We start from the raw sequence: 25214 nt of genomic DNA on the forward strand, positions 1-25214 counted from the left end.
GCTAACCGTTCACGGCCTTGTTTTCTCAAACGAGCTTGCGGCCCGCCTCGCCGATCTCGTTACCAGTTATCTCGCCGAGGATCATCTGGTTGTGCGCAGAACCGGCCGGGATCATCGGCAGGCAGTTTTCGGCCCGCTCGACCCGGCAGTCGAACAATACAGGACCCGGATAGTCAATCATTTCAAGGATCTTGGCGTCCAGCTCGTCCGGCTTGTCACAGCGGATGCCGTGCCCACCGAGGGCCTGCGCGAGCAGCACGAAATCCGGCAGGCTTTCCGAATAGGAGTGCGAGTACCGCTCGCCGTGCAGCAATTCCTGCCATTGGCGCACCATGCCCATCCACTCATTGTTGAGGATGAACACCTTCACCGGCAGCTTGTGCTGAACCGCCGTCGACAGCTCCTGCATCATCATCTGGATCGAGGCTTCGCCCGCAATGTCGACCACCAGCGCGTCGGGGTGCGCGCATTGCACGCCCACCGCCGCCGGCAGGCCGTAGCCCATCGTGCCGAGGCCGCCGGAAGTCATCCACCGGTTCGGCTCGTCGAAATGGTAGAACTGCGCCGCCCACATCTGGTGCTGGCCTACTTCGGTTGTGATGTAGGTCTTGCGGTCCTTGGTCAGCGCATACAGCCGCTCGATGGCGTATTGCGGTTTGATCACCTCGCCGGAGTTCGCATAGCTGAAGCAGCGGCGCGCGCGCCAGGTATCGATCTGGTCACGCCAGGGTGCGAGGTCCGGCAGCTTGCGCTTCAGCGCCTTGATCTCGGTGATCAGTGCGTCCAGCGCCTCGGCGCAATCGGCCACCACCGGCACGTCCACGCGCACGATCTTGTTGATCGAGGAGGGGTCGATGTCGATGTGGATCTTCTTGGACTTCGGCGCGAACATGTCGACGCGGCCGGTCACCCGGTCGTCGAAGCGCGCGCCGATACAGACCATCAGGTCGCTGTCATGCATGGCATTGTTGGCTTCGAAACTGCCGTGCATGCCGACCATGCCCAGCCAGTCCGGGTGCGAGGCCGGGAAGGCGCCGAGCCCCATCAGCGTCGACGTGACCGGCACGCCGGTCAGCTCCTGCAGCTCGCGCAGCTTCGCCGAAGCGGCCGGGCCGGAATTGATGACGCCGCCGCCGGTATAGAAGATCGGCCGCGTCGCCTTGGTGATCAGATCGGCCGCCGCGCGGATCGCGTCGCGGTTCGGCGTGCGCTGCGGAACATAAGTGGGCTTGGTGATGCCTTCCTTGCCGACATAGGGCCCGCTGGCGAACTGGATGTCCTTCGGGATGTCGATCACGACCGGCCCCGGCCGGCCCGTGGTCGCCACATAGAAGGCCTCGTGCATGATCCGCGCGAGCTGGTTGATGTCGGTGACGAGATAGTTGTGCTTGGCGCAGGTGCGCGTGATCCCGGTCGTGTCGCATTCCTGGAAGGCGTCCGTGCCGATCAGGTGCGTCGGCACCTGACCGGTGATCACCACCATCGGGATCGAATCCATCAGCGCGTCGGTGATCGGCGTCACCATGTTGGTTGCTCCCGGACCGGACGTGACCAGCGCCACGCCGCATTTGCCGGTGGAGCGCGCATAGCCTTCGGCAGCATGGCCAGCGCCCTGTTCATGGCGCACCAGCACGTGGCGGATCGCGTCCTGACCGTAGAGCGCATCATAGATCGGCAGCACTGCGCCGCCCGGATAACCAAACATCACCGATACGCCTTGTTCCCGGAGCGCTTCCACGACGATCTGCGCGCCGGTCAGGGTGCGGGGGCCGGTCGCAGCAGCGGCATCGGCGGGCTTGGCCTTGGTCTTGGTTGTCATGGCAGGGCTCGGGCTTTGGGAGGCGTGGGTGAAGGGAAGGGCGTGGGGGCTTCGGCCAAACAAAAAAGGGCCCCCTGAGGAAGCCCTTTTCTGTGCGCACCCGCAACCACCTGAAAGATCAGGCAGCTACGGGCGCCGAAGGTTTACTACGGTCATTTTGCGCAAGGGGCGTTTCCTCGAATTCGTGCGCTCAGGCATAATCTTCCGCTTGGACGGTGTCAATCTCCCTGTAAAGGGCAAAAATGACCCTCAAGCGGTTCGCCATTTCGGGCGAGGGAATGCGCGTCCAGAACGGAAACTGGCGCCCGATCCAGGTGAATTGCCTTTTTGCATAGCGCCGCGTGTCGCGCTTTGCATTTTCGGCGGCTTCCTCCGGGCTCATCTCGCCGCGGGCAAACGCTGTCAGCCACGGCATGCCGCACGCCTTCATCACCGGCAGTTCCGGGTCCAGCCCGCGCGCCACCAGGTCACGCGCCTCGTTCATCGCGCCCTGCATCAGCATGCCCTCGAACCGCCGGTCGATCTTCTTGTAGAGGGCAGCGCGCGGCGGGGTCAGCGCAAAGCCCGTCCACTCGCCCGGCTCCAGCACCGGCGGCTGGCGCTCGGTCTGGAAATCCGACAGCGACCGCCCGGTCGCGAGCCACACTTCATACGCGCGCGCGAGGCGTTGCCGGTCGCCGGTGCCAAGGCGTTCGGCGAGTTCCGGATCGTGCGGCATCAGCCGGGCGCGCAGGCCGTCCGCGCCCTCCGCCTCGCTGATCGCGCGCACGTCGGCGCGGATTTCGTCTGGCACGGGCGGAATGTCGGACAGGCCCTGCGTCAGCGCCAGCAGGTAGAGCCCTGTGCCGCCCACGAACACTGCGCGCTTGTTCTGCCGCGCCAGCTGCTTGATCACGCCGCGCGCCGCTTCCAGCCATTCGCCGGTCGAATAGCGCGTGGCGGGGTCAACATAGCCGAACAGGTGATGGGGCACGCCGGCCATCTCTTCCTCGGTCGGGCGGGCAGAAATTACCTGCATGCCATCGTAAACCTGCATCGAGTCGGCATTGATTACCTCGCCCCCCAGGCGGCGGGCGACTTCGATGGCAAGGGCGGACTTGCCGCTGGCCGTGGGACCGTGGATCAGGATCGCAGGATGCATCTTCGGAGACTAAAGGCTTGCCCGCCGCGAGGAAAGCCACCTAGAGACAGGCCTGCCTCAAACCGGAGTTCTGGATGTCGACCGAATGGGTTGTGATTGCCGCCTCGCATAGCGGCGGCATGAAAGGCGCCCACGCCTTGCTGGCCGGCATCAATGCGTGCGGCGGCGCTGCCGGCGAAGGCCGGGCCCTGTGCGATGATGGTCCTGTGAAGGCCGGCTACTACCCCTTCGAAATGCCGCCCGGCTGCCTGCCTACTGGCCTGCGTACCAGGCTCGAAGCGGAGCTGGAAGCCGATATTGCCGTGCTGCCGCGCGCCCGTTTCGGCCGCAAGCGCCTGCTCATTTCCGACATGGACTCCACCATCATCGGCCAGGAATGTATCGACGAACTGGCAGATGCCGTCGGCCTGAAGGCCCGGATCTCGAAGATCACCGAACGCGCGATGCGCGGCGAGCTGGACTTTGAAGCTGCCCTCACCGAACGCGTCGCGATGCTGAAAGGCCTGCCGCTTGGCGAACTCGCCCGCACGCTGGAAGAACGCATCACGCTGAACCCCGGCGCGCGCACGCTGATCGCCACGATGAAGGCGCACGGCGCCGCCACGCTCCTCGTCTCCGGCGGTTTCACCTATTTCACCTCGCGGGTCGCGGAGATGGCGGGCTTTGCCGGCCATCAGGGCAACACGCTGATCGATGACGGCGCCGCGCTCACTGGCGAGGTCGGCCGTCCGATCCTCGGGCGCGAAGCCAAGCGCACCGCTCTGCTGGATGCGGTCGCCGCAATCGGCGCTTCGCCTGAAGACGCGCTGGCGATGGGCGACGGCGCCAACGACCTCGACATGATCCGCGCCGGCGGCCTCGGCGTGGCCTACAAGGCGAAGCCGGTGGTCGCTGCCGAGGCGGCCGCCTCGATCCGGCACACCGATCTGACCGCCGCGCTGTTCTTCCAGGGCTACACCGCCGACGAATTCGTACACGGATAATCCTGCCGATGCCCTCCCTGCGCACGCTCGCCTTCCAGGCCTGGTTCCGGGTCAGCCGCCCGATGACCCTCGGCGTGCGCGCGGCGGTCGAAAACGCCGATGGCCACGTCTTCATGGTCCGCCACACCTACATCAACGGCTGGTTCATGCCCGGCGGCGGCGTCGAGCATGGCGAGCCAGCGCTCGAAGCGCTGCGCCGGGAACTCGTCGAGGAAGGCGGCATCCAGCTGCTGCGTGATCCGGAGATCTTCGGCTTCTATTCGAACCATCACAGCTTCCGGAACGACCACGTCGTCCTCTACCGCGTGCCCTACGGTAGCTGGGAGCAAGTCGCGGCCACCAGCGCCGGGGAAATTGCGGAGACGGCCTGGGTCGATCCGCACGCCTTGCCGGACGGCATCACGCGCGGCAATCGCCTGCGCTTTGGCGAAATATATCACGGCGCCCCGGTTTCGCCCTGGTGGGTGCCGAAGGACTGACCGCCGCTAGCCCTGAACGCCCACGACGTAGGATTTGCCGCTCACTGAAACAGCCGGCACCTTGCGGGTCGTCTCGAACGTCGTCCAGGCCGGCGCGATCTCGCGCCAGAAGGCTGCGTTCGGGTCGGTCGCATGCGTCTTCAGGTTCGCCTCGGTCATCGGGAAGGGGAAGATGTGGACGGGCACGGACGTCTGCCCGTTCTCGAAGGCAGCCTGCATCAGCGTCCAGATTTCCTCGATCACCGGATCGGTCATCGCGAAACAGCCGATCGAGACGCAGCTGCCATGCACCATCAGGAAGCTTCCCGTCCGTCCATTGGCGCGGTCATACGCATTCGGGAAGCCGAGATTGAACGACAGGTGATAGCTGGACGACGGGTTCATCTGGGTCGGCTGGATGGCATAGAATCCCTCCGGCGCCTGGCCGTCGCCCTCGCGCAGCTTGGGTCCTAGTCCGCCCGATACCGAACAGACCGGCCAGGTACGGAACGCTTCGTACTTTCCGTCCGTGCCCTGCACATAGGCCGTCAGCTGCGCCGGCGCTTTCGTCAGGCGCAGGTAGACCGGGCTGCCGAGGGCCAGGCCCTTCGCGGCGAGGTCGGCTTCGATCTGCGGTTTCGTGTCCGCATAGGCCCGCTCCGAGCGCAGCGTGGTCGGGACGGTACCCGCCTGCGCAAAGGCGAGCAGCGCGGGAAGCAAAAGGAAGGCCACCGCCGCCAGCAAGGGCGCAAGGATGTTCGGCTTCTTCTCCGGCAGGTGGCGCATGGCTGAACTGTTCCGGGCAAATCATGGCGATGATCAGGCAAGACCGGGCCGGCCACGCGGCGCAGCTTAAATTTTCCGTATGCAAACTTTACCGTTTGTTGAGTGATCTGGGCGACACTCTTTCCGTGACGGCCCTCCACGTCACACCTGACATCAGGCGGAACGCACCCGTCTCCCTCCACGGTCCCCGGCGTTTCCGCCGTACGCCGGCATCTCCCAGGGTGCCGGCGTCTGCTTATCCGGCGCGGCGCACGGCGCGTACATATCCGGCGGCCGTGTAGAGGGATAGCAGCGCCGCCAGCCATAGCAGGCCGACCAGCACACCCGCGAACCCGATCGCCGGCCAGCTCGCACGCGCGCCGCTTTCCACCACCAGAGTCGGGGCCAGCGCAAAGGGCAACATCAGGCCGGCAATCGCCAGCATCTCCACCGCTGTCTTCACCTTGGCAAGATGGCTCGGCGCCACCACCCCGGCCGCTTCGGGGCGCGTGCGAAGCCAGGTCATGAACACGTCCCGCGCGATGATCAGGGCGGCGGGAACATAGACCAGCCAGGTCTTCAGCGTCATCGCCACGCCCAGCAGCGCCAGGCCCACCAGCAGCTTGTCGGCGATCGGGTCCAACCAGACACCGAACCGGCTTTCCGCCTTGAACTGGCGCGCCGCCCAGCCATCCAGGAAATCCGTCAGCGCGCCGGACAGGAAGGCCAGCAGCGCAAACTGGTGCCAGAGCTGTTCCATCGTCGCCAGCCGCAGCGCCTCGTCGCCGCTCGCTTCGCCCAGCGCCGCGCCGGCTTCGGCGGCATTCAGCGCGCCATACAGGACCAGCACTGCGAATACGCAGCGCGAAATCGTCAGGGCATTCGGGATCCAGGCCAGCATCTGCCGACAGCCATAGCCAGCCCGGGGCACCGGCGGCAAGCGCCGGGCGTCAGTGTTTCAGGCGCAGGTCCGAGATCGACCGGGCAATCGTCCGGTAGACTTCGATCAGCTCGTCGCCGTTGTCGGCGCTGAAAGCGTGGCCGGGGGAGGTGGCGCAATATTCGAGGATGGTGCGCCCGTCGCCGGTGCGCTGCACGTTCGAGGGCACCTGAAAGCCCACCGTGAAGATCTGGATATTGCTCGGCAGCGATTTCATCTGGTCGCAAAGGTCCATCGACTGCTGGAACGAGCTGCGCGTCGCGGTCGGGTGCTGGATGTTGAAGTCACCGTCGGTCATCAGGATCATGAACTTCGAGGTACGCGTCGCACCATACTGCCGGGGGGCCGACTCCGAGGGCCAGATCGACGACCAGTTCGGCGACAGGAGATACCAGCCCCAGGCAATGCCCAGGTGCCCCGCCGTGCCGCCTTCGGCGACCAGCGCGTTGACGTGCGCCTTCAGGGCGTCCTTGTCATCGGTCAGCGGCACCGGACCGCTCGGCTGGCAGAGGCCGTGGCGGCCTTCATACGCGCCGACGCCGTAGCCGGTCGCGCCGCTCGTCTCCACGTCCCGCCAGCCGTCATACTTGCTGGTCGAGCTCGCCGAGAAATTCCAGCGCGGATTGCCCGCGCCCAGCCAGCGCCCGGAGGTCGGCACCGCATCCGAGGCGGCATAGGCGCCAGTGCGCTCGTAAACGCAGCTGTCGGTGAGGCCCGTGTCCTCGAAGAAATAGCGCCGCGTGTTCCAGGTGTAGGACGAGGTGCGCCCGCAGGTGCCCCCGCTCGTGCAGGTGCCGCGCTGGTAATAGAAGAACCGCTTGCCGGTAGCGGAATCCGTCATCCGGCGGTCATTGTACGAATTGTAGTTGGCCAGCGCCGCCGAATTGGAACTGTCCGCGCTCATCAGCCGGCTGTCGGTCACGGCGTTGAGGTAGGGGCCCGCATTCAGCGAGTTGTTGTAGCTCGCAATCGCGATGCGCACCGAACCGTCGCGTTCGCGGTCATCGGGCAGCAGCTCGTCGAACGCGGCGGAGGCGGCCGTCTTCAGCTGCGGCAGGCGGTCATAGCTGTTCATCGAACCCGACACGTCGAAGATGAACGAGACATCGACCACGCCGATGCCATACGTCGAGGTCGCCTCGACCTTGAACGTCATTTCGTCGAAGCCCATCAGCTGGGTCAGGTAGGTTGGCTGCTCGCAGCGCACCGAGCCGGCAATGTCCTGGCTCTCCGCATCGAACGACACCGTCAGCGGCTCGCACGCCAGCCCGCCGCCCTGCTGGTCGAACATCGACTGCGCATAGCTCCGGACGTCGGCGCGCACGGCCTCCTCGTTCATCCCGCGCTGGCGCTGCAGGGCGCCGGCCAGCACGGCGGAGTCGACTGCCGCCTGCACCTTGGATTTCTGGCGCACCGTGTTCTGGGTATCCACCGCAATGCCGACGAGGGCCAGGATTGCAGGGATCAGGAACGCGGTCAGCATGGCAACGTTGCCGCGCCGGGAAGCGCCGAGGGCGCCGGTCAGGGTCTTGAGCTTCGTGTTCATGACGGGCCTTCTGACGCCGTATGCGAACCGGCTTTAATGGACGAGGCGGACTTCGTTGATGGACCGGCCGATCTGCTGGAACACGGAGACGAGTTCGGCGGAGCCGGTCGCGAAGTAGGCATACTGGGCGCTCGAGGCGCACGAGGTCAGCGCGTCACGCAGCGTCTGGCTCGGCACTTCAAAGCCGACCGTGTAGACCGTGATCCCGGAATCTTTCATCGCCGTGCAATACTCCTGCGCCTGCGAGAAGGAGTTGCCGTTCTCCGAGTTGCAGTTGATCTGGTCCTGCGTCGAACCGGAGCCGGACGTCGAGGTCCGGGACAGCACGCCCTGGCAGAACGACGAGTTGAAGTCACCGTCGGTCATGAACACGGCGAACTTGTGCAGCTTCGGACGGCCATAGGTTGCCGGTTGGCTGCTCGCCGGGAAGATCGCGCCGAAGTTCGGCGACAGTGTGTAGAAGCCCCAGGCCGCGCCGAGGTGGCCGGCCGTCGATCCGCCGATGGACAGATCATCGACCGCATCCTTCAGCGCAGTCTTGTCGCTGGTCAGCGGCACGATCTCGTTGGTTGGGCAGTCGTTCGCCGTGGACGTATAGCCGAGCCCGACATACGCCGTCGAAGCGGCGGCATCCGTGTACGCCTCGGTGCCGGTCCGCTCGGTCGCGCATGTGCTGATCTCGTGCACGCGCTGCGAGCCGTTATAGGCGTTGTTGAAGCGGAAATACTGGCACCCGGCGACGGTGCAATAGCCCGTGCCGCTGTTGGTGTAGGCCGAATAGTTGCCGCCGGCCGAGCCTTCCAGCACGTAGGAGTTGGCGGTCACATTGTGAACCTGCCAGGTTGCGTTCGTGCCGGTATTGATTTCCGTCATGCCGTTGACGCTCTTGATCACGACATGGTCGTTGTTCGACAGTCCGTGGCCATTCGAAGTCACCGTGACCTCACAGTCCGCGTTGACGCATTTCTGGACTGTGCCGCTGCTCGTATAGGTCGAATAGCTCGTGCTTTTGATGCCCGAAAGCTGGAACGTGTTGGTCGTAGCGCCGGCGACGGTGAACGACTTGTCGTTCACTTGTTTCATGCCTTTGACGCCAGTGATCCAGACCGTGTCACCATTGCTGAAGCCATGTCCGTTGGATGTGACAACCGCAGGGTTCGCCTTGGTGATGCCGGAAATATTCTTAGCCGAACCGGACTTCCAGACCGCGTTGGTGATGCTCTTGCCCGACGTGACCGGGCCGCGCACCGTCGCGGCATACGAGCCGACGTTCACGGCCACGGAGTAGGGCACCATCGATGCCTTGGAATAGTACGGGGTCTGAACATCATCGACGACGATGTCGACGAGGTCTTTCGAGGCTTGTTTCAGCGCCGTGATCCGGCTGCCAGACATCGAGCCCGTGATGTCGAGGATCATCGCGACTTCGATATCCGAGCCGCCTTCCAGCGCGTCGGAGCGCACCGTGACCGCCACTTCATCGCGTCCGGTGATCTTGGCGATCGTCGTGTTGACGGAGATATGGGTGACCAGCGAAATGCGGCCCTCGGAATCCATCGCGAATTCGTAGGTGACATCGCGGCCGAGGTCCTCCGACAGGGCGTCAAGGTGCGCGTCGACCACGGCGCGGCGCTGGTCTTCGGTCATAAAGGCATCGTGCGCCGCCGCCAGCGCGGCCGCATCGGTCGCCTGTTGGAGCTTCTGCTTCTCGACGATCACCCGCGAGAAGTCGATGGCAAAGCCCACGACCGGGAAGATCACGAGACAGGCCAGCGCGAACAGCATCGCGACGTTGCCCGAATCGCTGCGGACAAGCCCGCGCGAACGCTCTTTGATTGATACCAGCCAGCCCATAGCCCATGCGTCCTTTTGGCGGAATCCCGCGCAATACGATGGCTGTGTGTATCAGGTCTGGCTTGCGGGACGGTTTCCGCATTGCGCCGAATTGTAACTGGCGCGGCAGGGTCTGGTTAACCTATAATTTCGCGATTCGCCCCCCTCGCGAGGAAACGGGAATGCAGCAGTATCACGCCCTCCTGCAGGACATACTACAGAACGGCCACGAGCGCGGCGACCGTACCGGCGTCGGCACGCGCGGCGTTTTCGGCCGCCAGCTGCGCTTCGACCTCGCCGAAGGGTTTCCGCTGCTGACCACCAAGCGCCTGCACATTCGCTCTATTATCATCGAGCTGCTTTGGTTCCTTCGCGGCGAAACAAATATTGCCTGGCTCAAGGAAAACGGCGTCTCCATCTGGGATGATTGGGCCGATGCCAATGGCGATCTGGGCCCGGTTTACGGCAAGCAATGGCGCAGCTGGGCCGCCCCGGACGGGCGCACGATCGACCAGATCCAGTGGGTGCTGGATGAGATCCGCACCAACCCCAATTCCCGCCGCCTGATCGTCTCGGCCTGGAACCCGGCAGACGTCAACGACATGGCCCTGCCGCCTTGCCACTGCCTGTTCCAGTTCAACGTCGCGGACGGCAAGCTCAACTGCCAGCTCTACCAGCGCTCGGCGGATGTTTTCCTGGGCGTGCCGTTCAACATCGCCTCCTATGCACTGCTCACCCACATGATGGCCCGCGCCACCGGCCTGCAGCCCGGCGAGTTCGTGCACACCTTTGGCGATACGCACCTCTACCTTAACCATCTCGAACAGGCCGAGCTGCAGCTCACCCGCGAGCCGCGCGCGCTGCCCACGCTCTGGATGAACCCGGACAAGACCGACCTCTTCGGCTGGACCTACGAGGACTTCCGGATCGACAATTACAATCCGCATCCGCACATCAAGGCGGCCGTCGCGGTCTGAGGCCTATTTGCCTGCCAGTTCGCAATGCACCATGCCGCCGGTCTCCACCGCCAGCGACAGGTAGTCGTCGAACTCGCTGCACGTGATCAACGCCTGCGCCGCATAGGCCCGCACCGGGAACACCATCACCTTGACGCGCGCATCGCCGCGCACTTCGCGCTCGACCCGCGCGGCGTCGACCTGCCCCTTCATGGTCAGCGAACGGGCACCGGGATCGATCGTCTCCACCTCGCCGCCGAGCCAGACGCCGAGCTGCGGATCGAGGCCCGGCGCCGACGGGTCCAGCGGCGCGCCATAATAGTCGGCCGACACGCCCAGCGACGCGCCGGTCTCGCGCAGCTTGGCCAGCGCCGCGTCGCTGAACGTGATGTCCACCCGGAAAGGCAGGCTGACGATCCGGCTTTCAAGCCGCGTCTCTGAAGGCGTGCCGGTCGCCCGCGCCCGCGCCGGCGTCTCGCTCGCCGCCTCGCGCGCCGGGGCCGCCGTGTCGGTCTCGGCGCTCGAAGGCAGCGTGCCGCAGCCGCCAAGCAGCGCAGCAGCAAGTGTGGCCAGGGCAAGGTCGCGCACGGTCTTCATACGGTCAGTCTCCAGCGGTGTGTCTTCGCCTGCCTTGTGTTGCCGCAATGGGCCCGGATGGCAAGATTTGGAACTGCTTGCCGGGCGTCCCGAAGCCGGACATGCTGAACCGCCGAGCCGATCGCGGCCGGCGTGCCCCTCGGGGTGTGCAAGGGAGGAAGTCATGAAAGTCTTTATCGCCGAGCTCATCGGCACGTTTGCGCTCGTGTTGCTGGGGTGCGGATCGGCCGTGCTCGCAGGCGACCAGGTCGGCCAGCTGGGCATCGCCTTCGCGTTCGGTCTCGCCATCGTCGCCATGGCCTATGGCATCGGCCCGGTCTCGGGTTGCCACGTCAACCCGGCCGTCAGCTTCGGCGCCTTCGTCGCCGGCCGCCTGCCAATGAATGCCATGTTCCAGTACTGGGCCGCGCAGTTCATCGGCGCGGCGCTCGGCGCCGGCGTGCTCTACCTGATCGCCAGCGGCAATGCCGGCTACACGCTCGACGGCACCGGCCTCGGCGCCAATGGCTGGGGCCCCGGCTATCTCGGCGAATACAATCTCACCGCCGCCCTCGTGTTCGAAGTCGTCGCGACCTTCCTGTTCCTGGTGGTGATCCTCGGCTCCACCCAGAAGTCCGCTCCCGGAATGGTTGCCGGCCTCGCGATCGGCCTGACCCTCACGGTCATCCACATCGTCGGCATCCAGGTCACCGGCGTCTCGGTCAACCCCGCCCGCAGCTTCGGTCCGGCCGTGATCGTCGGCGGACAGGCGCTCAGCCAGCTCTGGTTGTTCCTGATTGCCCCGCTGATCGGCGCCGCCATTGCAGGCTACCTGTTCAGGCAGAAACTGCTCGAAACCGAATAGCCCCCACCCGGCCCTCTCCCGCCCGGCGGGGGAGGGACCCGGCCTTCGACGCGCCTATGCCTCGTGCGGGTTCGTCAGTCCGGCCTCCTCGCGCCGGCGGATGATGTACGACACGATCACCGCGCCCACCATCTTGCCGATCACGAACACGATCCAGTTCCAGATGTGCAGCGAGTTGCCGGGCTCCAGCCCCAGTTCCATCTGCTTGGCGAGGTCCGCGCCGTACAGGAACACCGTCGTGTCCACCGGCGCCGCCAACGCGCTCGACAGCAGGATGCGCGTCGACAGCCGGTATTTCGAGAAGGTGAAGAGCAGCCAGTCGACCCCTTCCGAAATCGCGAAGGCAATCCCGCTCGCAAGCGCGATCACCGGCCAGGCATAGAAGAACGACCAGGCCACCGCGATCCCCATCAGGATCAGCACCCTGTGGCCCATCTCCCGCTGCACGAAATCGCGGATCACGAACACCATGCCGGTCACGATCGTCATCGGGTGCAGCGACACGCCATGCGAGAACATCGCGTTCACGCCGGGGTCCAGCACCTTGAATTCCGGGATCACCCCGAAGCTCCAGTTGAGGAACGGGATCAGCACCACATACAGCAGCGCCCAGGCCCGGCCCTGCAGCAGCCAGATCGCTGCTATTGTCAGCCCGAGTGCCACAAGCGCCGGAATCAGCAGCGCCGCATGGCCATTCGTCAGGATCGACGCGAGGTCGAAAGTCATGCCCCTTACCCCGCCGTCTTCGCAAACGCAGCAAAAGCTGCGTTATCGTGTTGCTCCGGCCTTGCGAGCGGGCGCATGACGCCACACCTCGCACCCAGATAGTTAACAGCGCCCGCATCGGCAGCCCGATTTGCCGTCCCGAGGCCGCAGGAAGTCCCGCCCATGACCGAACCCATCCGCCTAAGCCTCATCGTCGCCCAAGCCCGAAATAGAGTGATCGGGGTAGCAGGGCAATTGCCATGGCGCCTCAAAGACGACCTTGCCCATTTCAAGCGCACGACGATGGGCGCGCCGGTCATCATGGGCCGCAAGACCTGGGAAAGCCTGCCGAAACGTCCGCTGCCGGGCCGCCCGAATATCGTCATCAGCCGCGACTGGAACTACGACGCGGCCGAAGCGCGCGTCTATTCGAGCGTCGCCCCCGCCATCAATGCCGCCAAGGCGATGGCCCTGCGCGCCGGTCAGACCGAAGTCTTCGTAATCGGCGGCGCGGCGATCTACGAAGCCGCCCTGCCGCTCGCGGACCGCATCTACCTGACCGAAGTCGACGCCGCGCCAGAGGGTGACGCCTTCTTCCCGGAGATCGGACAGGCGCTCTGGTCCACCCGGTCGCAAACCCGCTTCGAGGTGGGCGACGGCAATGACCACGCCTTCACCATCAAGGTGCTCGACCGCGTGACCGCGCCCGCCTGAACTTTGGCCTGACCCGGCGGGAGCGGTGGACGCTCCCCCCTGTCAGGCGTAGCCTCCCGGCAAAATCTCCGGGAGGAATGTCATGGACTTTGAAGTCGTCGGATCGGGCCTTGGTTTTCCCGAAGGCCCTGTGGTGATGGAAGACGGGTCCATCATCCTCGTCGAGATCCAGAAAGGCTGCATCAGCCGTCTCTGGAACGGCAAGCACGAAGTCATCGCCACGCCCGGCGGCGGCCCCAACGGCCTCGCCATCGGTCCGGACGGCGCGCTCTATTGCTGCAACAATGGCGGTTTCGAATACCACGAGGTCGGCGGCCTCACGATCCCCGGCAACTGCCCGCCCGACTATTCCGGCGGCCGCATCGAGCGGATCGACCTCTCCACAGGCAAGGTCGAGCGCCTCTATGACGAGGTGGACGGCAACAAGCTGCGCGGGCCGAACGACATCGTCTTCGACAAGTCGGGTGGCTTCTACTTCACCGACCTCGGCAAGGGCTTCAACCGCAACCGCGATCATGGCGGCGTCTATTACGCGAAGCCCGACGGCTCGTTGATCAAGGAAGTCGACTACCACCACATCTCGCCGAACGGCTGCGGCCTCTCGCCGGACGGCCACACGCTCTACTTCGCCGACACCATGACCGCCCGCCTCTGGGCCTTCGCGCTCACCGGCCCCGGCGAATACACGCCCCACAAGCCGCCCTTCCTGCGCGGCCGCGTCATCACCGGCCAGACGGAGCTGTGCTATTTCGACTCGCTCGCCGTCGCCGCGTCCGGAAACGTCTGTGTAGCAACCATCCTCAAGAATGGCGGCATGGGCGGCATCACCACCATCCGCCCGGACGGCGGCTACAGCTTCATCGAGATCCCGGATCCCTTCGTCACCAACATCGCCTTCGGCGGCAAGGACATGCACGACGCCTGGATCTGCGCCTCCGGCACGGGCAAACTGCTCAAGACCCGCTGGCCCGAGGCAGGCCTGAAGCTCAACTTCAACGCCTGAAGCCCCTGACCCCTCTCCCGCATGGCGGGAGAGGAGGGGCCCATCGCAAAGCGATGGGAGGTGAGGGGCTTGAAGCCCTAATCCTCGAACACGATCTCCGGCGCCGGCTTCGTCACCAGCTGGTCAAGCGCAATCGCCACGCTCCGCGCCAGCTTCATGAAAATGTCCGCGCCCGGACCATTGCCCAGCGCCGCCGGCACGCCGGCATCGCCGCCTTCGCGGATCGCCTGCAGCATCGGGATTTCCGCCAGCAGCGGCAAGCCGAGCGCGGCAGCCATCCTCCGTCCGCCGCCTTCGCCCATCAGGTAATTGCGGTTGCCCGCCGCATCCTCGAACCAGCTCATCGTCTCGCAAAGCCCGATCACCGGCACATGCGTCTTGGCAAACATCGCCGCCCCGCGCCGCACATCCGCCAGCGCCACTTCCTGCGGTGTCGTCACGATGATCGCCGCCGTCACCGGCACCTTCTGCGCGATCGCCAGCTGCGCATCGCCCGTGCCCGGCGGCGTGTCGATGATGAGAATGTCGAGCGGTTCTTCCGCTGTGCCCCATTCGGCATCGTTCAGGAGCTGCGTAATCGCCGACATGACAATCGGCCCGCGCCAGATCATCGGCGCGTCAGGGTCTGACAGGTAGCCGATCGACAAGGTCTTCATCCCGTGCGCCTCGACCGGCACCAGCTTCTTCGCCGCCGATGTTCCGGGCTCGGAGCTTACGGTGCCCAGCATCGTCGGGATCGACGGCCCGTAAATATCGGCGTCCATCAGGCCCACGCGCATGCCCGCCTTCGCCATTGCGGCGGCGAGGTTCACCGCCACCGTGGACTTGCCGACGCCGCCCTTGGCGCTCGCCACCACCAGGATGCGGTCGATGCCGGGCACCTTCTTCAGCGCCGGCGCGGGGGCAGGGGCGCCCTGGTTCATCGCCTCGTCTGAGAGCCGCGCGCCCTTGGTCACCCGCCGCGGCGACGGCGTCAGCGGCAGTCCGGGCGCGGCCCCGTGGGCGTGGACATGGTCGCGGTCATGGTCATGCCGGGGCGCCGCCGTCCGCTCCGCCGTCACCACGCTGCGCACGCCCGTGATCCCCGGAATGCGCCCGGCATAGTTTTCCGCCTCGATCCGGCGATGCTCGGCAATGTCGGCGCCGCCCTCGTCCGCGCGGATCACCAGCAAGGCCCGGCCATTGTCATCCACGGTGACGGATTCCAGCCACGCCGCGCCGCCCAGCGCCTCGGTGATCGCCGCCGCCAGCTTCTCGCGCGTCTTCTGTTTTGACCCAAACATTGCTTTCTGCGCCCGGTCCTTAAACTTCTTCCTCTGCGGCCTACTCGCGCCGGGGGCGAAACTGCAAGCTTCTGGTGACGAAGTTGCGTCATTTTCGCCGCCGGAACGGGCCGATTCGACGTGCACACGTCTGTAAAGCCCCTATATAGGCCAGATACAGGCCCGGCTCGAAGAATTCAGGAGGCTTTATTGCCCTGGGACGACAAGACTAAAGGCTCCGGCCCCTGGGGCGGCGGTGGCAGCGGATCGGGCGGCGGCGAAGGCGGCTCGCCCTGGAACCGCCCGTCCGGCGGCAAGGACAATGGCAAGGGCGGCGCCGACAAGGACCAGCCCGACCTCGAAGAACAGATGCGCCGGATGCAGGACCGTTTCCGCCAGCGCCGCGGCGGCGGTGGGGGCGGCGGCGGTGGCCGTCGCCGGGGCGGCGCCGGCAGCCAGCTCCCGAACCTCGGCCCGCTCGGCATGCTCGTCATCATTGGCGTCGTCGTGCTTTCGTGGCTGTCGACCGGCATCGTCATCGTCGACCCGACGCAGCAGGCGTCCGTTTTCCGCTTCGGCAAATGGCAAACCAATTTCGGCCCCGGCCTGCACTTCCACCTGCCATCGCCGATCGAAAGCCACCGCCTCCTCAACGTCGAGACGCGTAACGAAACCCGCATCGGCACCAATCCCGAAGAAAGCCTGATGCTGACCCAGGACGAGAACATCGTCGACATTCAGTTCACGGTCTTCTGGAAGATCGACACCGCCAACCCGGAAGACTTCGTGCTCAACGTGCGCGATCCGGAAAACGCCGTCGCCGTCGTCGCCGAATCGGTGATGCGCGAGGTCGTCGGCAAGACGAAGCTGCAAAGCATCATCACCACCGAGCGCGACAAGGTGCAGACCGAAGTCGCCGCCCAGACGCAGGCCCTGCTGACCGAATACCGCGCCGGGGTCGAAGTCCTGTCCGTGCAGATCGGCCAGTCCGATCCGCCGCAGCAGGTTATCGAGGCCTTCAACGATGTGAACGTCGCCGAACAGGATGCCGAAACGCTGACCAACCAGGCCACCCAGTTCGCCAACCAGATCGTGCCGCAGGCGCGCGGTACCGCCCAGCGCCTCCTGCAGGAAGCCGAAGCCTACCGCGACCGCGTCATCGCCGATGCCGGCGGTGAAGCCGCCCGCTTCGACCAGATCTACGAGGAATACCGCAAGGCGCCCCGCGTCACGCGCGAGCGGATGTATCTCGAGACGATGGAACGCGTGCTCGGCAAGACCGACAAGATGATCCTCGACCAGGAATCTGGCGCCGTCCCATACCTGCCGATTGAGCGGACCCGCCGCCCGGCCCCTGCCAATGGTGGAGGAGACCAGTAATGCGTGCTTTCGGATGGCTTGTGCTGATCCTGTCCGTGCTCGGACTGATCGTCGCCTCGAACGTCTTCTATGTGGTTGGCCAGTCCCAGCAGGCCATCGTGTTGCAGGTTGGCCGTCCGGTCCGCCTCGTCAACGAGCCCGGCAAGGATGAAGCCGGCCTGCACATGAAGATCCCGATCTACCAGCAGGTCGAAATCATCGAGAAACGCAACCTCGGCATCGACATCGAGGGCATCCAGGTCCTCGCGGCCGACCAGCGCCGCCTGCGTGTTGACGCCTTCGTCCGTTGGCGGATCAACGATCCGCTGCGCTATTACCAGCGTTTCCGCACCGAATCGGCCGCCGAGTCGCAGCTGAACCGCATCACCACCTCCGCGATCCGCGAAGTGCTCGGCGATGTGCCGGTGCCGGAAATCGTCTCCGGCCAGCGCGCCCAGCTGATGGGACGCATCCGGAAAAGCGTCAACGATGGTCTCGCGGCCGACGGTATCGACATCATCGACGTGCGCATCCGCCAGGCCGACCTGCCGACGGAAGTCGCCGAAGGTGTCTACAACCGTATGCGGACGGCCCGTCTGCAGGAAGCCCAGCGCATCCGGTCGGAAGGGGAGGAGCGCTCGCGCCTCATCCGCGCCTCGGCCGAACGTGAGAAGACCGTCATCGAGGCGCAGGCCCGCGAACAGTCCTCGAAGATCCGCGGTGAAGGCGATGCCAAGGCGACCGACATCTATGCGTCGGCCTACAACAAGGACCCGGAGTTCTTCCGGTTCCAGCGCGCCCTGATCGCCTGCGAAGAAGCGATCACCGAAGGCACCCAGGTCATTGTCGGCCCGGATTCCCTCGGCATCTGCGACCAGTTCTTCGAGTCCGCGCGCGCCGCCGGCGGCAACCGTTAGAACGCCGCCCGCGTGAGCGTCCTGACCATCCTCGCGGCCGGCGTCGGCATCTGGTTCCTGGCCGAGGGCGCGCTCTGCGCCCTCGCGCCGGACCTCGTCCGCCGAATGGGCGAGCGCCTGACGGAGCTGCCGGCGCAGCATCTCGTCTTCATGGGGCTTGGCGCCGCGACCGCCGGCGCCGCCGTCCTGACGCTTGCAGTTCGCACCGCCTGAGGCGGTTGCACTCGGCCTCCAAAGCGCCATACTCAGGCGGCAATCGGACCTCACAAGCCAGAGCCGAAGCTGACCGGAGCAAACGCTGCCATGACCCGAAACGCCGCTGCGGCGCTGATCCTTCTGTCCCTGCCTCTGGTGGCGGTCCCGGCGCTCGCGCAAGGCAGCCTGTCGAAGCCGGCCGCCAGTGTGGACATGCAGTCTGCGCCGTCCAGTTTCAGCGCGCTCGCCAAGCGGCTGATGCCGGCCGTCGTCAACATCTCGACCGAACAGGTCATCGCGTCCGGCATGCCGTCCTTCCCGCAAGGCTCGCCGGCCGAGCGGTTCAACGAATATTTCGGCCGCGACAATGACGGCTTCCAGCGCCAGGGCTCGCTCGGCTCCGGCTTCGTCATCAGCGCCGATGGCTATATCGTCACCAACAACCACGTGATCGACAAGGCCGATACGATCACTATCACCTTCTCGGACGGCAAGGAGCTGCAGGCGAAACTCGTCGGGCGGGACCGCGATTCCGATCTCGCCGTGCTGAAGGTCGCCGCCGCCAAGCCGCTCCCCTTCGTTGAACTCGCCAACAGCGACGCGGCCGTCGTCGGTGACTGGGTCATCGCCATCGGCAACCCGCTCGGCTTCGGCGGCTCGGTCTCCGCCGGCATCATCTCGGCGACCGGCCGCGACCTGAACACGGGCCGGTCCGACAATTACATCCAGACCGACGCCGCCATCAACCAGGGCAACTCGGGCGGGCCGCTGTTCAACCTCGCCGGTCAGGTCGTCGGCGTGAACACGGCCATCATCTCGCAGTCCGGCGGCTCCATCGGCCTCGGCTTCTCGGTGCCGTCGAATACCGTCAAGCGCATCTCCTCGGCGCTGATCAAGGAAGGCCGCGTGCGCCGGCCCTGGCTCGGGGTCAATGTGCAGGACGCCGATGCCAGCCTGATCAAGGCCTACCGGGCCAAGGGCGCCAGCGGCGTGATCATTACACGGATCAGTGACGGTAGCCCGGCCGCCGCCGCCAAGCTTGAAGTCGGCGACCTGATCCTCACCATCGATGGCAAGTCGGTCGTCAGCGTGCGCGAGATGACCCGCACCTTGTCGGAGAAGCCGATCGGCAAACCGGTGAAACTGTCGATCGTGCGCGACGGGCGCGCCCGCGATGTGAACGTCACCCTGACTGAACTCGAGGAAGACGACGACACCGCCGCGCCAGCCGCGCCCGACACCGCCGCCAGCTCCAACGACCTCGGTGCCGAACTCGCCCCGATCGACGACGATGCCCGCCGACGCTATTCGATTCCGAAGGACATTTCCGGCGTGGTCGTCACCTCCGTCAGCCTGCGCGGCCGCGCCGCCGGAAAGCTCCAGCGCGGCGATGTCATCACCGAAGTAAACTTCCAGGCCGTCTCCTCGGTCACCGACGCGCTCGCCAAGGTCAAGGCCGCGCTCGCGACGCCGAACCAGCCGATCCTCATCCGCGTCAAGCGCCGCGGCGACACCGGCGCCTGGTTCGACCAGTTCGTCTCGGTCGAAATCAAGAAATAGGCGGCCAAAGTCAGGGTGCTTGCACGCCCGCTTGACTTCGCGCCTATAATTCGACATTCGTTGAAATATGGAATCAAGTGCTGCCATCGACCGCCTCTCCGCCCTTGCCCAGCCAGGCCGGCTGGCAGTCTTTCGCCTCCTTGTCCGCTCGGCGCCGGATGCCGTGCCCGCAGGCGACATCGCACAGAAGCTCGGTCTGGCGCCCAACACGCTCTCGGCGCAGCTCAACATCCTCGTCGCCGCCGGCCTGATTTCCGGGGCGCGTGACGGCCGGTCGATCCGCTATGCTGCAAGGACCGAAGCGATCAGTGAGCTGATCGTCTTTCTGATGGAAGATTGCTGCGACGGCCGTCCTGACATCTGCCTTCCGGTTCAGGAAGCTGCCCGTGCGGCTTGCTGCCCGCCCTCCAAAGCCGTGGCGCGCAAAACTCTCCGCGCATGAGCCGTTTCGAAAGATACCTGTCGCTCTGGGTTGCGCTTGCCCTGGTTGCCGGTCTCGCGCTCGGCCAGGTCTTCCCGGGCATCTTCGCCGCGCTGGCGGCATTCGAGTATGCGAACGTCAATTTCGCGGTTGCCCTCCTGATCTGGGCCATGGTCTGGCCGATGATGATCGGCGTTGAGTTCGAAGGCATCCGCGGCGCCTTCGTCCGGCCGAAAGGCCTGATCATCACGCTGGTCGTCAACTGGCTGATCAAACCCTTCTCGATGGCCCTGCTTGGCGTCATCTTCTTCGAGCATGTCTTCGCCGATCAGATCCCGCCCGGCGATGCGAAGGCCTATATCGCAGGCCTCATCCTCCTCGGCGCTGCGCCGTGCACGGCCATGGTCTTCGTCTGGTCCCAGCTCGTGCGCGGCGATCCGGCCTATACGCTTGCGCAGGTCGGCGTGAACGATGCCATCATGGTCATCGCCTTCGCCCCGATCGTTGCGCTGCTGCTGGGCGTCGCCGAAATTTCCGTCCCCTGGCAGACTTTGCTCCTCTCGGTCGGCCTGTATGTCGTCATCCCGCTCCTCGCCGGCATCGCCGCGCGCCGCTTCCTCGTCGCGCGCGGCGGGCAGGGCGCGGTAGACGCTTTCATCACCCGAATGAAACCCGCCTCCATGATCGGCCTGCTAGCCACGGTCGTCCTGCTTTTCGGGTTCCAGGGCGGTCTCATCCTCTCCAGCCCGATGGTGATCGCGCTGATCGCCGCGCCGATCATCCTGCAGTCCTACGGCATCTTCGCCGTCGCCTACGCAGCGGCCTTCGCCTGGAAAGTGCCGCACCGGATCGCCGCGCCCTGCGCCCTCATCGGCACATCCAACTTCTTCGAGCTCGCCGTTGCCGTCGCAATCAGCCTGTTCGGCCTCAACTCCGGCGCGGCGCTGGCCACAGTGGTTGGTGTCTTGGTCGAAGTTCCAGTGATGTTGTCGCTCGTGGCCTTCGCCAACCGGACGCGTCAGAAATTCGAACCGTTCGAAACGGAGCCAGCATGAAAATCCTGTTCCTTTGTGTCGCCAATTCCGCGCGCAGCCAGATGGCGGAAGGCCTCGCCCGGCATCTTTTCGGCGATGCTGCCGAGGTGACGAGTGCCGGCTCGCGCCCGACCTCGCCGAACCCATGGGCGATTGCGGCCATGGCAGACCGGGGCATAGACATTTCCGCCCACACTTCGAAATCCTTCGACTCACTTGACGCGGCCGCCTTCGACTACGTCATCACCCTGTGCGCCGAAGAAATCTGTCCCTACCTGCCGGGAAAGACCCGCCGCCTGCATTGGCCGGTCGATGATCCCGCCAGCGATGATCCCGCGATCACGCCGGAGGCTTTCCGCGCCCGTTTCGCCGCGGCCCGGGACGCAATTGAGGCACGCCTTCTGACTTTCCGGGCCGGATTGCCGGCCTGAAACCCGTCCGCGGCTGTCGCAAAAGTGCCGTTTGGGCTCGCCAAGGCGCGCGGCGCACGCTAAGAGCGGGCCAAATCGAGACTTATTCGGGGCTGAGAGACACGTCATGATCCATCCTTCGCTCATCGCCATCGGCGCGCTTGTGCTGGTTTTCGGCATCCTGAACCTGATCGAGTTCAAGCGAATCGATTAATCCCGGGAGGGCGCTGCCCATGCCCGACCTGATCCAGGTCGCGTCGCTGATTGGCGGTCTCGTCCTTTTGGCCCTTGGCGGCGACCTTTTGGTTCGCGGCGCCGTGCGAACCGGCCGCGCCCTTGGGGCAACCCCGCTCATCGCAGGCATCTTCATCGTCGCGCTCGGCACGTCGCTGCCTGAAATCCTGGTGTCCGTCAGCGCCGCGTTCAGCGGCAATCCGGGCCTGGCGGTCGGCAATATCGTCGGCTCCAGCATCGCGAACGTGTTCCTCGTCCTCGCCGTTCCCGCCCTGATCTTCCCGATCACCGCCGGCGGGCCGGGGCAGGGGCGCGCCCTGTTCGCCGCCCTTCTGGCAACCGCGCTCTGGATCGGGATGACGGCCATCATGCCGCTCTCGCCCTTGGTCGGCATCTGCTTCCTCCTCATCCTGATCGGTTATACCGGCCTCAGCCTGTTCGCCGCGCGCCGGGACGAAGTGGCGGGCAAGCCGACCGGCGTGCGCGACCATGAATCTGTCGGGCCGCCGCTCTGGCGCGCGCTGGTGTACCTGCCGGCCAGCGTCATCCTGCTCGGGTTCGCCTCGGGCCTGATCGTCACCAATGCGGAAAGTCTGGCCCGGCGGATCGAAGTGCCGGAAGAATATATCGGCCTCACGCTGCTTGCGGTCGGCACGTCGCTGCCCGAGATCGGCGCTTCGCTCGCCGCCGCCTTCCGCAAGCGCGGCGATGTGCTGGTCGGCAATATCCTCGGCTCGAACGTCATCAACATCCTTGGCGCCGGCGGTATCGTTGCGATGAGCGGCACGGTCGAGATCGCAGAGCTGTTCAAACGTTACGACCATTGGGTCATGGGCCTTTCTGCCATCATACTTGCACTCCTGATCCTGACGCGGGCACGCATCGGCCGCTTGCTCGGCGTGTTCCTGCTTCTTCTGTATGCGGTCTATCTTTATGGCCTCGTGAACGGCGTCAGCCTCCTCGGCCTGTTCGAAGCCGTGCGCGGATGACGCCCGGCGGCGCCCTCGTCACCGGTGCCGGTGCGCGGCTTGGCAAGGCGATGGCCGAAGCGCTGGGCGCCGATGGCTGGAACGTTGCCGTCCATTTTCGCGGCTCCCGGACGGGCGCCGAGGAGACCTGCGCCGCCATCCGCCAGGCGGGCGGCAAGGCGCAGTCGATCAACTGCGACCTGTCCGACGAAAACGCCCGCAGCGGACTCGTCGCCGAAGCAGCGCGCCTGATCGGCCGGCCAATCACCTTGCTCGTCAACTCGGCGTCGACCTTCGCGGATGATACGGCAAGCGATCATTCGCGCGCCGACTGGGACCATCATTTCGAGCCCAACCTGCGCGCGCCGATTCACCTGGCCCAGCAATTGGCCCGCGCGCTTCCGGCGGGCGGGAAGGGCCTCGTGGTCAACCTGATCGACCAGCGCGTCTGGAAACTTACACCGCAGTTCTTCACCTATACCCTTTCCAAATCGGCGCTCTGGCAAGCGACCCAGACGCTCGCGCAGGCGCTGGCGCCTGATATCCGTGTCAACGCCATCGGCCCCGGCCCGACGCTGCAGAGCATTCATCAGTCTGCGGCGGAATTTGCCGCCGAGAAGGCCGCCACGCTGACCGGCGAGGGCTCCAGTCCGGACGAGATCGTACGCGCCTTGCGCTATTTCATTTCCGCCGCCAGCGTCACCGGTCAGATGATTGCGGCCGACGGGGGACAGCACCTGATGTGGCAAACCCCTGATACCCAACTCTGAGGCACTCCCTTGAACTTTGCATCCGACACGATTGCGCCGGCGCATCCGCTTGTTCTTGAGGCCATGGTCCGCGCCAATTCAGGGGCCGAGGCCAGTTACGGTGCGGACACTGTCACCGCCCGCCTCCGGGAAGTCCTTGCACGGACATTTGACACCGAGGATTTCGATTTCTGGCTGACCGCCTCTGGCACCGCATCCAACGCCCTCGCGCTTTCCTGTTTCTGCCCGCCGACCGGCGCGATCCTCTGCCATGAGGAAGCGCACATCGAGCGCGACGAACGCGGCGCCCCGGAATTCTTTTCCGGCGGGGGCAAGCTCCGCTTGCTGCCCGGCTTCGGCGCGAAGATCGATCCCGGCGCCTTTACCGATGCGGTCCGGGGCAATGATCCGGCCTTTGTTCACGAAACGCCGGTTCACGTGCTTTCCCTCACCAATCTCACCGAGTGCGGCATGGCTTACCGCCGGGAGGAAGTGTCGGCGTTCGGACAGGCGGCGAAAGATGCGCGGCTTGCTTTTCACGTCGACGGCGCGCGCTTCGCCAATGCGATTGCGGGGACCGCGAATTCCGCAGCCGAACTCAGCTGGCGTGCGGGTGTCGATGTCCTGACGCTTGGCTTGACGAAGACAGGTGCGGCGGGCTGCGAAGTGATCCTTCTGTTTGGCGCCGCCCGAACGAAGGCGGCGGAGTTGCGGGTGAGGGCGAAGCGGTCCGGCCACATGCCGCCTAAAATGCGTTTCCTGGCGGCGCAGGCTGAAGCGATGTTGACCGACGGCCTCTGGCTGAAACTTGCGGGTCACGCGAACCGGATGGCGGGAATCCTTGCCGAAGGCCTTGAGCGGAAAGGGTTCAAACTGGCTTTTCCACGCGAGGGCAATGAAGTTTTCGCCTTGCTGCCGCCGGACGCCGTACAGAAATTGAAGACGGCCGGCGCCGTGTTCTATCCCTGGCCAGGGGGATCTTCGCGGTTTGTTGCGTCTTGGTCCACGAGCGGGAGCGAAGTCGCCGAACTTCTTGCCGTGCTCTGATCATTTTCGTTGGCGAATGCGGCGCCCAGAAGTTTCTGAAAATGACGGTAGACAGCGGAAACCTCGATCGGCAAATCTTCCTTGCCACCTAGCAAATACTGGTGCGCCGAGATCACATAAAGCGGCGCGGTTGCGAGGAGCGACGCGGCGCGCAGTTCGATTTCGTCGCGCTGACCTCCGGGAGATGACCGCAGTTTGATTTGCAGGTTCGAGAGCGATGGTTCCAGCATCTTGTGGAGATACACACGCCCGACGACCGGATCTGCGAACCCTTCAATAATTCCGAAGGCGTGCGCGCGAATGAACAGGCCGTCGTTCAGGCCGGACTCTGAAGCATCCAGAAAGTCCCTGATTGCAAACTGCAGGCTTTCGGCTGGCACGCGCAATTCTTGCCAAGTGTCGGCCGTCCGCACCGAAATGTTCTCAATGATTTCGATCACAAGCCCTTGGCGATCGCCGAAGTAGTGGCGAAGCGTTGGCTCCGACTGACCAGCCGCCATTGCAAACTGACGCAGCGAAGGCCGCGTCAGCGACGCGGCGATTGCGTAGTCGGTGAGAGCGTCGAGCAGGTCAGCCCGCTTCTCCCCGAAATCCTGATTTCGGGCTCCGGCTCGTCTTGGCAAGGTTCAATTCTCCGTTGATTTCGTATTGTCTTCTATATAGAATACAATTATAAGTAGAATTTCTGGTCGGAGTCTTGCCTTGAGTTGTGTCGTCTAGATGACTCTTGTTTTGAATTAGGTCACCCTATCCG

The 25214-nt window shown here is 65.1% G+C and carries 26 protein-coding genes; 16 read left to right on the forward strand and 10 right to left on the reverse strand.

The window, feature by feature from the left end; all coding sequences use genetic code 11:
* Window positions 1-25: 25 nt before the first annotated feature.
* On the reverse strand, window positions 26-1819 hold the full coding sequence (locus tag IPK75_08375; protein ID MBK8198373.1) for an acetolactate synthase 3 large subunit: 1794 nt from the start codon (window positions 1817-1819) through the stop codon (window positions 26-28).
* Window positions 1820-2009: 190 nt separating this feature from the next.
* Window positions 2010-2960: a tRNA (adenosine(37)-N6)-dimethylallyltransferase MiaA gene (gene miaA, locus IPK75_08380; GenBank protein MBK8198374.1), complete on the reverse strand. Its 951-nt coding sequence runs from the start codon at window positions 2958-2960 to the stop codon at window positions 2010-2012.
* A 119-nt stretch (window positions 2961-3079) separates the two neighbouring features.
* On the opposite strand from miaA, the gene serB reads away from it, so the two are divergent.
* Window positions 3080-3943 carry a phosphoserine phosphatase SerB gene (gene serB / locus IPK75_08385; protein ID MBK8198375.1) on the forward strand — a complete coding sequence of 288 codons (864 nt, stop codon included), beginning with the start codon at window positions 3080-3082 and terminating at the stop codon, window positions 3941-3943.
* A gap of 8 nt (window positions 3944-3951) precedes the next feature.
* Window positions 3952-4422 carry an NUDIX domain-containing protein gene (locus IPK75_08390; protein ID MBK8198376.1) on the forward strand — a complete coding sequence of 157 codons (471 nt, stop codon included), beginning with the start codon at window positions 3952-3954 and terminating at the stop codon, window positions 4420-4422.
* Window positions 4423-4428: 6 nt separating this feature from the next.
* Here IPK75_08390 and IPK75_08395 read toward each other — a convergent pair whose 3' ends face one another.
* From IPK75_08395 to IPK75_08410, 4 genes are all read right to left on the reverse strand, one after another.
* The gene (locus IPK75_08395; GenBank protein MBK8198377.1) at window positions 4429-5187 is read right to left on the reverse strand and encodes a murein L,D-transpeptidase; all 759 of its coding nucleotides are present in this window, start codon (window positions 5185-5187) and stop codon (window positions 4429-4431) included.
* 235 nt (window positions 5188-5422) lie between these two features.
* The gene (locus tag IPK75_08400) at window positions 5423-6067 is read right to left on the reverse strand and encodes a CDP-alcohol phosphatidyltransferase family protein (GenBank protein MBK8198378.1); all 645 of its coding nucleotides are present in this window, start codon (window positions 6065-6067) and stop codon (window positions 5423-5425) included.
* Between the two features lie 49 nt (window positions 6068-6116).
* Window positions 6117-7652 (reverse strand): hypothetical protein, encoded by a 1536-nt coding sequence (locus IPK75_08405; GenBank protein MBK8198379.1) that lies wholly within the window; start codon window positions 7650-7652, stop codon window positions 6117-6119.
* A 33-nt stretch (window positions 7653-7685) separates the two neighbouring features.
* Window positions 7686-9506 (reverse strand): pilus assembly protein TadG, encoded by a 1821-nt coding sequence (locus tag IPK75_08410; GenBank protein MBK8198380.1) that lies wholly within the window; start codon window positions 9504-9506, stop codon window positions 7686-7688.
* Between the two features lie 161 nt (window positions 9507-9667).
* Between IPK75_08410 and IPK75_08415 the strand changes: the two genes are divergently transcribed.
* A complete protein-coding gene (locus IPK75_08415) occupies window positions 9668-10462 on the forward strand; it encodes a thymidylate synthase (GenBank protein MBK8198381.1) in 795 nt (264 codons plus the stop codon).
* A gap of 3 nt (window positions 10463-10465) precedes the next feature.
* Here the strand turns inward: IPK75_08415 and IPK75_08420 are convergent, their stop codons facing one another.
* The gene (locus IPK75_08420) at window positions 10466-11038 is read right to left on the reverse strand and encodes a hypothetical protein (protein MBK8198382.1); all 573 of its coding nucleotides are present in this window, start codon (window positions 11036-11038) and stop codon (window positions 10466-10468) included.
* Between the two features lie 163 nt (window positions 11039-11201).
* Here IPK75_08420 and aqpZ point away from each other — a divergent pair, with 163 nt between their 5' ends.
* Window positions 11202-11882 (forward strand): aquaporin Z, encoded by a 681-nt coding sequence (aqpZ, locus tag IPK75_08425; GenBank protein ID MBK8198383.1) that lies wholly within the window; start codon window positions 11202-11204, stop codon window positions 11880-11882.
* 54 nt (window positions 11883-11936) lie between these two features.
* On the opposite strand, the gene IPK75_08430 is transcribed toward aqpZ, so the two are convergent.
* Window positions 11937-12608, reverse strand: a complete 672-nt coding sequence (locus tag IPK75_08430) for a hypothetical protein (GenBank protein ID MBK8198384.1) — start codon at window positions 12606-12608, stop codon at window positions 11937-11939.
* A 162-nt stretch (window positions 12609-12770) separates the two neighbouring features.
* Between IPK75_08430 and IPK75_08435 the strand changes: the two genes are divergently transcribed.
* Together IPK75_08435 and IPK75_08440 are read left to right on the forward strand one after the other, a co-directional pair.
* Window positions 12771-13301 (forward strand): dihydrofolate reductase, encoded by a 531-nt coding sequence (locus tag IPK75_08435; GenBank protein ID MBK8198385.1) that lies wholly within the window; start codon window positions 12771-12773, stop codon window positions 13299-13301.
* An 82-nt stretch (window positions 13302-13383) separates the two neighbouring features.
* Entirely contained in the window at window positions 13384-14304 is a 921-nt protein-coding gene (locus IPK75_08440; GenBank protein MBK8198386.1) for an SMP-30/gluconolactonase/LRE family protein, read from the forward strand.
* A gap of 77 nt (window positions 14305-14381) precedes the next feature.
* Here IPK75_08440 and IPK75_08445 read toward each other — a convergent pair whose 3' ends face one another.
* The gene (locus IPK75_08445; protein MBK8198387.1) at window positions 14382-15587 is read right to left on the reverse strand and encodes an Mrp/NBP35 family ATP-binding protein; all 1206 of its coding nucleotides are present in this window, start codon (window positions 15585-15587) and stop codon (window positions 14382-14384) included.
* Window positions 15588-15776: 189 nt separating this feature from the next.
* Between IPK75_08445 and hflK the strand changes: the two genes are divergently transcribed.
* The 10 genes from hflK (at window position 15777) to IPK75_08495 (ending at window position 24460) form a co-directional block, all read left to right on the forward strand.
* On the forward strand, window positions 15777-16946 hold the full coding sequence (hflK, locus tag IPK75_08450; protein ID MBK8198388.1) for an FtsH protease activity modulator HflK: 1170 nt from the start codon (window positions 15777-15779) through the stop codon (window positions 16944-16946).
* Window positions 16946-17842, forward strand: a complete 897-nt coding sequence (locus tag IPK75_08455; protein ID MBK8198389.1) for a protease modulator HflC — start codon at window positions 16946-16948, stop codon at window positions 17840-17842. Before hflK ends, IPK75_08455 begins: the two co-directional genes overlap by 1 nt.
* Before the next feature lie 12 nt (window positions 17843-17854).
* Window positions 17855-18055 (forward strand): DUF2065 family protein, encoded by a 201-nt coding sequence (locus IPK75_08460; protein ID MBK8198390.1) that lies wholly within the window; start codon window positions 17855-17857, stop codon window positions 18053-18055.
* A gap of 90 nt (window positions 18056-18145) precedes the next feature.
* A complete protein-coding gene (locus tag IPK75_08465) occupies window positions 18146-19597 on the forward strand; it encodes a Do family serine endopeptidase (protein ID MBK8198391.1) in 1452 nt (483 codons plus the stop codon).
* 67 nt (window positions 19598-19664) lie between these two features.
* Window positions 19665-20039 (forward strand): helix-turn-helix transcriptional regulator, encoded by a 375-nt coding sequence (locus IPK75_08470; protein ID MBK8198392.1) that lies wholly within the window; start codon window positions 19665-19667, stop codon window positions 20037-20039.
* On the forward strand, window positions 20036-21073 hold the full coding sequence (gene arsB / locus IPK75_08475) for an ACR3 family arsenite efflux transporter (GenBank protein ID MBK8198393.1): 1038 nt from the start codon (window positions 20036-20038) through the stop codon (window positions 21071-21073). Before IPK75_08470 ends, arsB begins: the two co-directional genes overlap by 4 nt.
* A complete protein-coding gene (locus IPK75_08480) occupies window positions 21070-21483 on the forward strand; it encodes an arsenate reductase ArsC (protein MBK8198394.1) in 414 nt (137 codons plus the stop codon). The genes arsB and IPK75_08480 overlap by 4 nt, the downstream gene beginning before the upstream one ends.
* A gap of 212 nt (window positions 21484-21695) precedes the next feature.
* Window positions 21696-22685 carry a sodium:calcium antiporter gene (locus IPK75_08485; protein ID MBK8198395.1) on the forward strand — a complete coding sequence of 330 codons (990 nt, stop codon included), beginning with the start codon at window positions 21696-21698 and terminating at the stop codon, window positions 22683-22685.
* A complete protein-coding gene (locus IPK75_08490) occupies window positions 22682-23434 on the forward strand; it encodes an SDR family oxidoreductase (GenBank protein ID MBK8198396.1) in 753 nt (250 codons plus the stop codon). The genes IPK75_08485 and IPK75_08490 overlap by 4 nt, the downstream gene beginning before the upstream one ends.
* A 9-nt stretch (window positions 23435-23443) precedes the next feature.
* Complete coding sequence (locus tag IPK75_08495; protein MBK8198397.1) at window positions 23444-24460, forward strand: threonine aldolase; 1017 nt, start codon at window positions 23444-23446, stop codon at window positions 24458-24460.
* On the opposite strand, the gene IPK75_08500 is transcribed toward IPK75_08495, so the two are convergent.
* Window positions 24373-25083, reverse strand: a complete 711-nt coding sequence (locus tag IPK75_08500; GenBank protein MBK8198398.1) for a TetR/AcrR family transcriptional regulator — start codon at window positions 25081-25083, stop codon at window positions 24373-24375. The genes IPK75_08495 and IPK75_08500 overlap by 88 nt on opposite strands.
* Between the last annotated feature and the right edge of the window lie 131 nt (window positions 25084-25214).

It is taken from the genome of Acidobacteriota bacterium (assembly GCA_016712445.1).
Classification (GTDB): Bacteria; Pseudomonadota; Alphaproteobacteria; order Caulobacterales; family Hyphomonadaceae; genus Hyphomonas.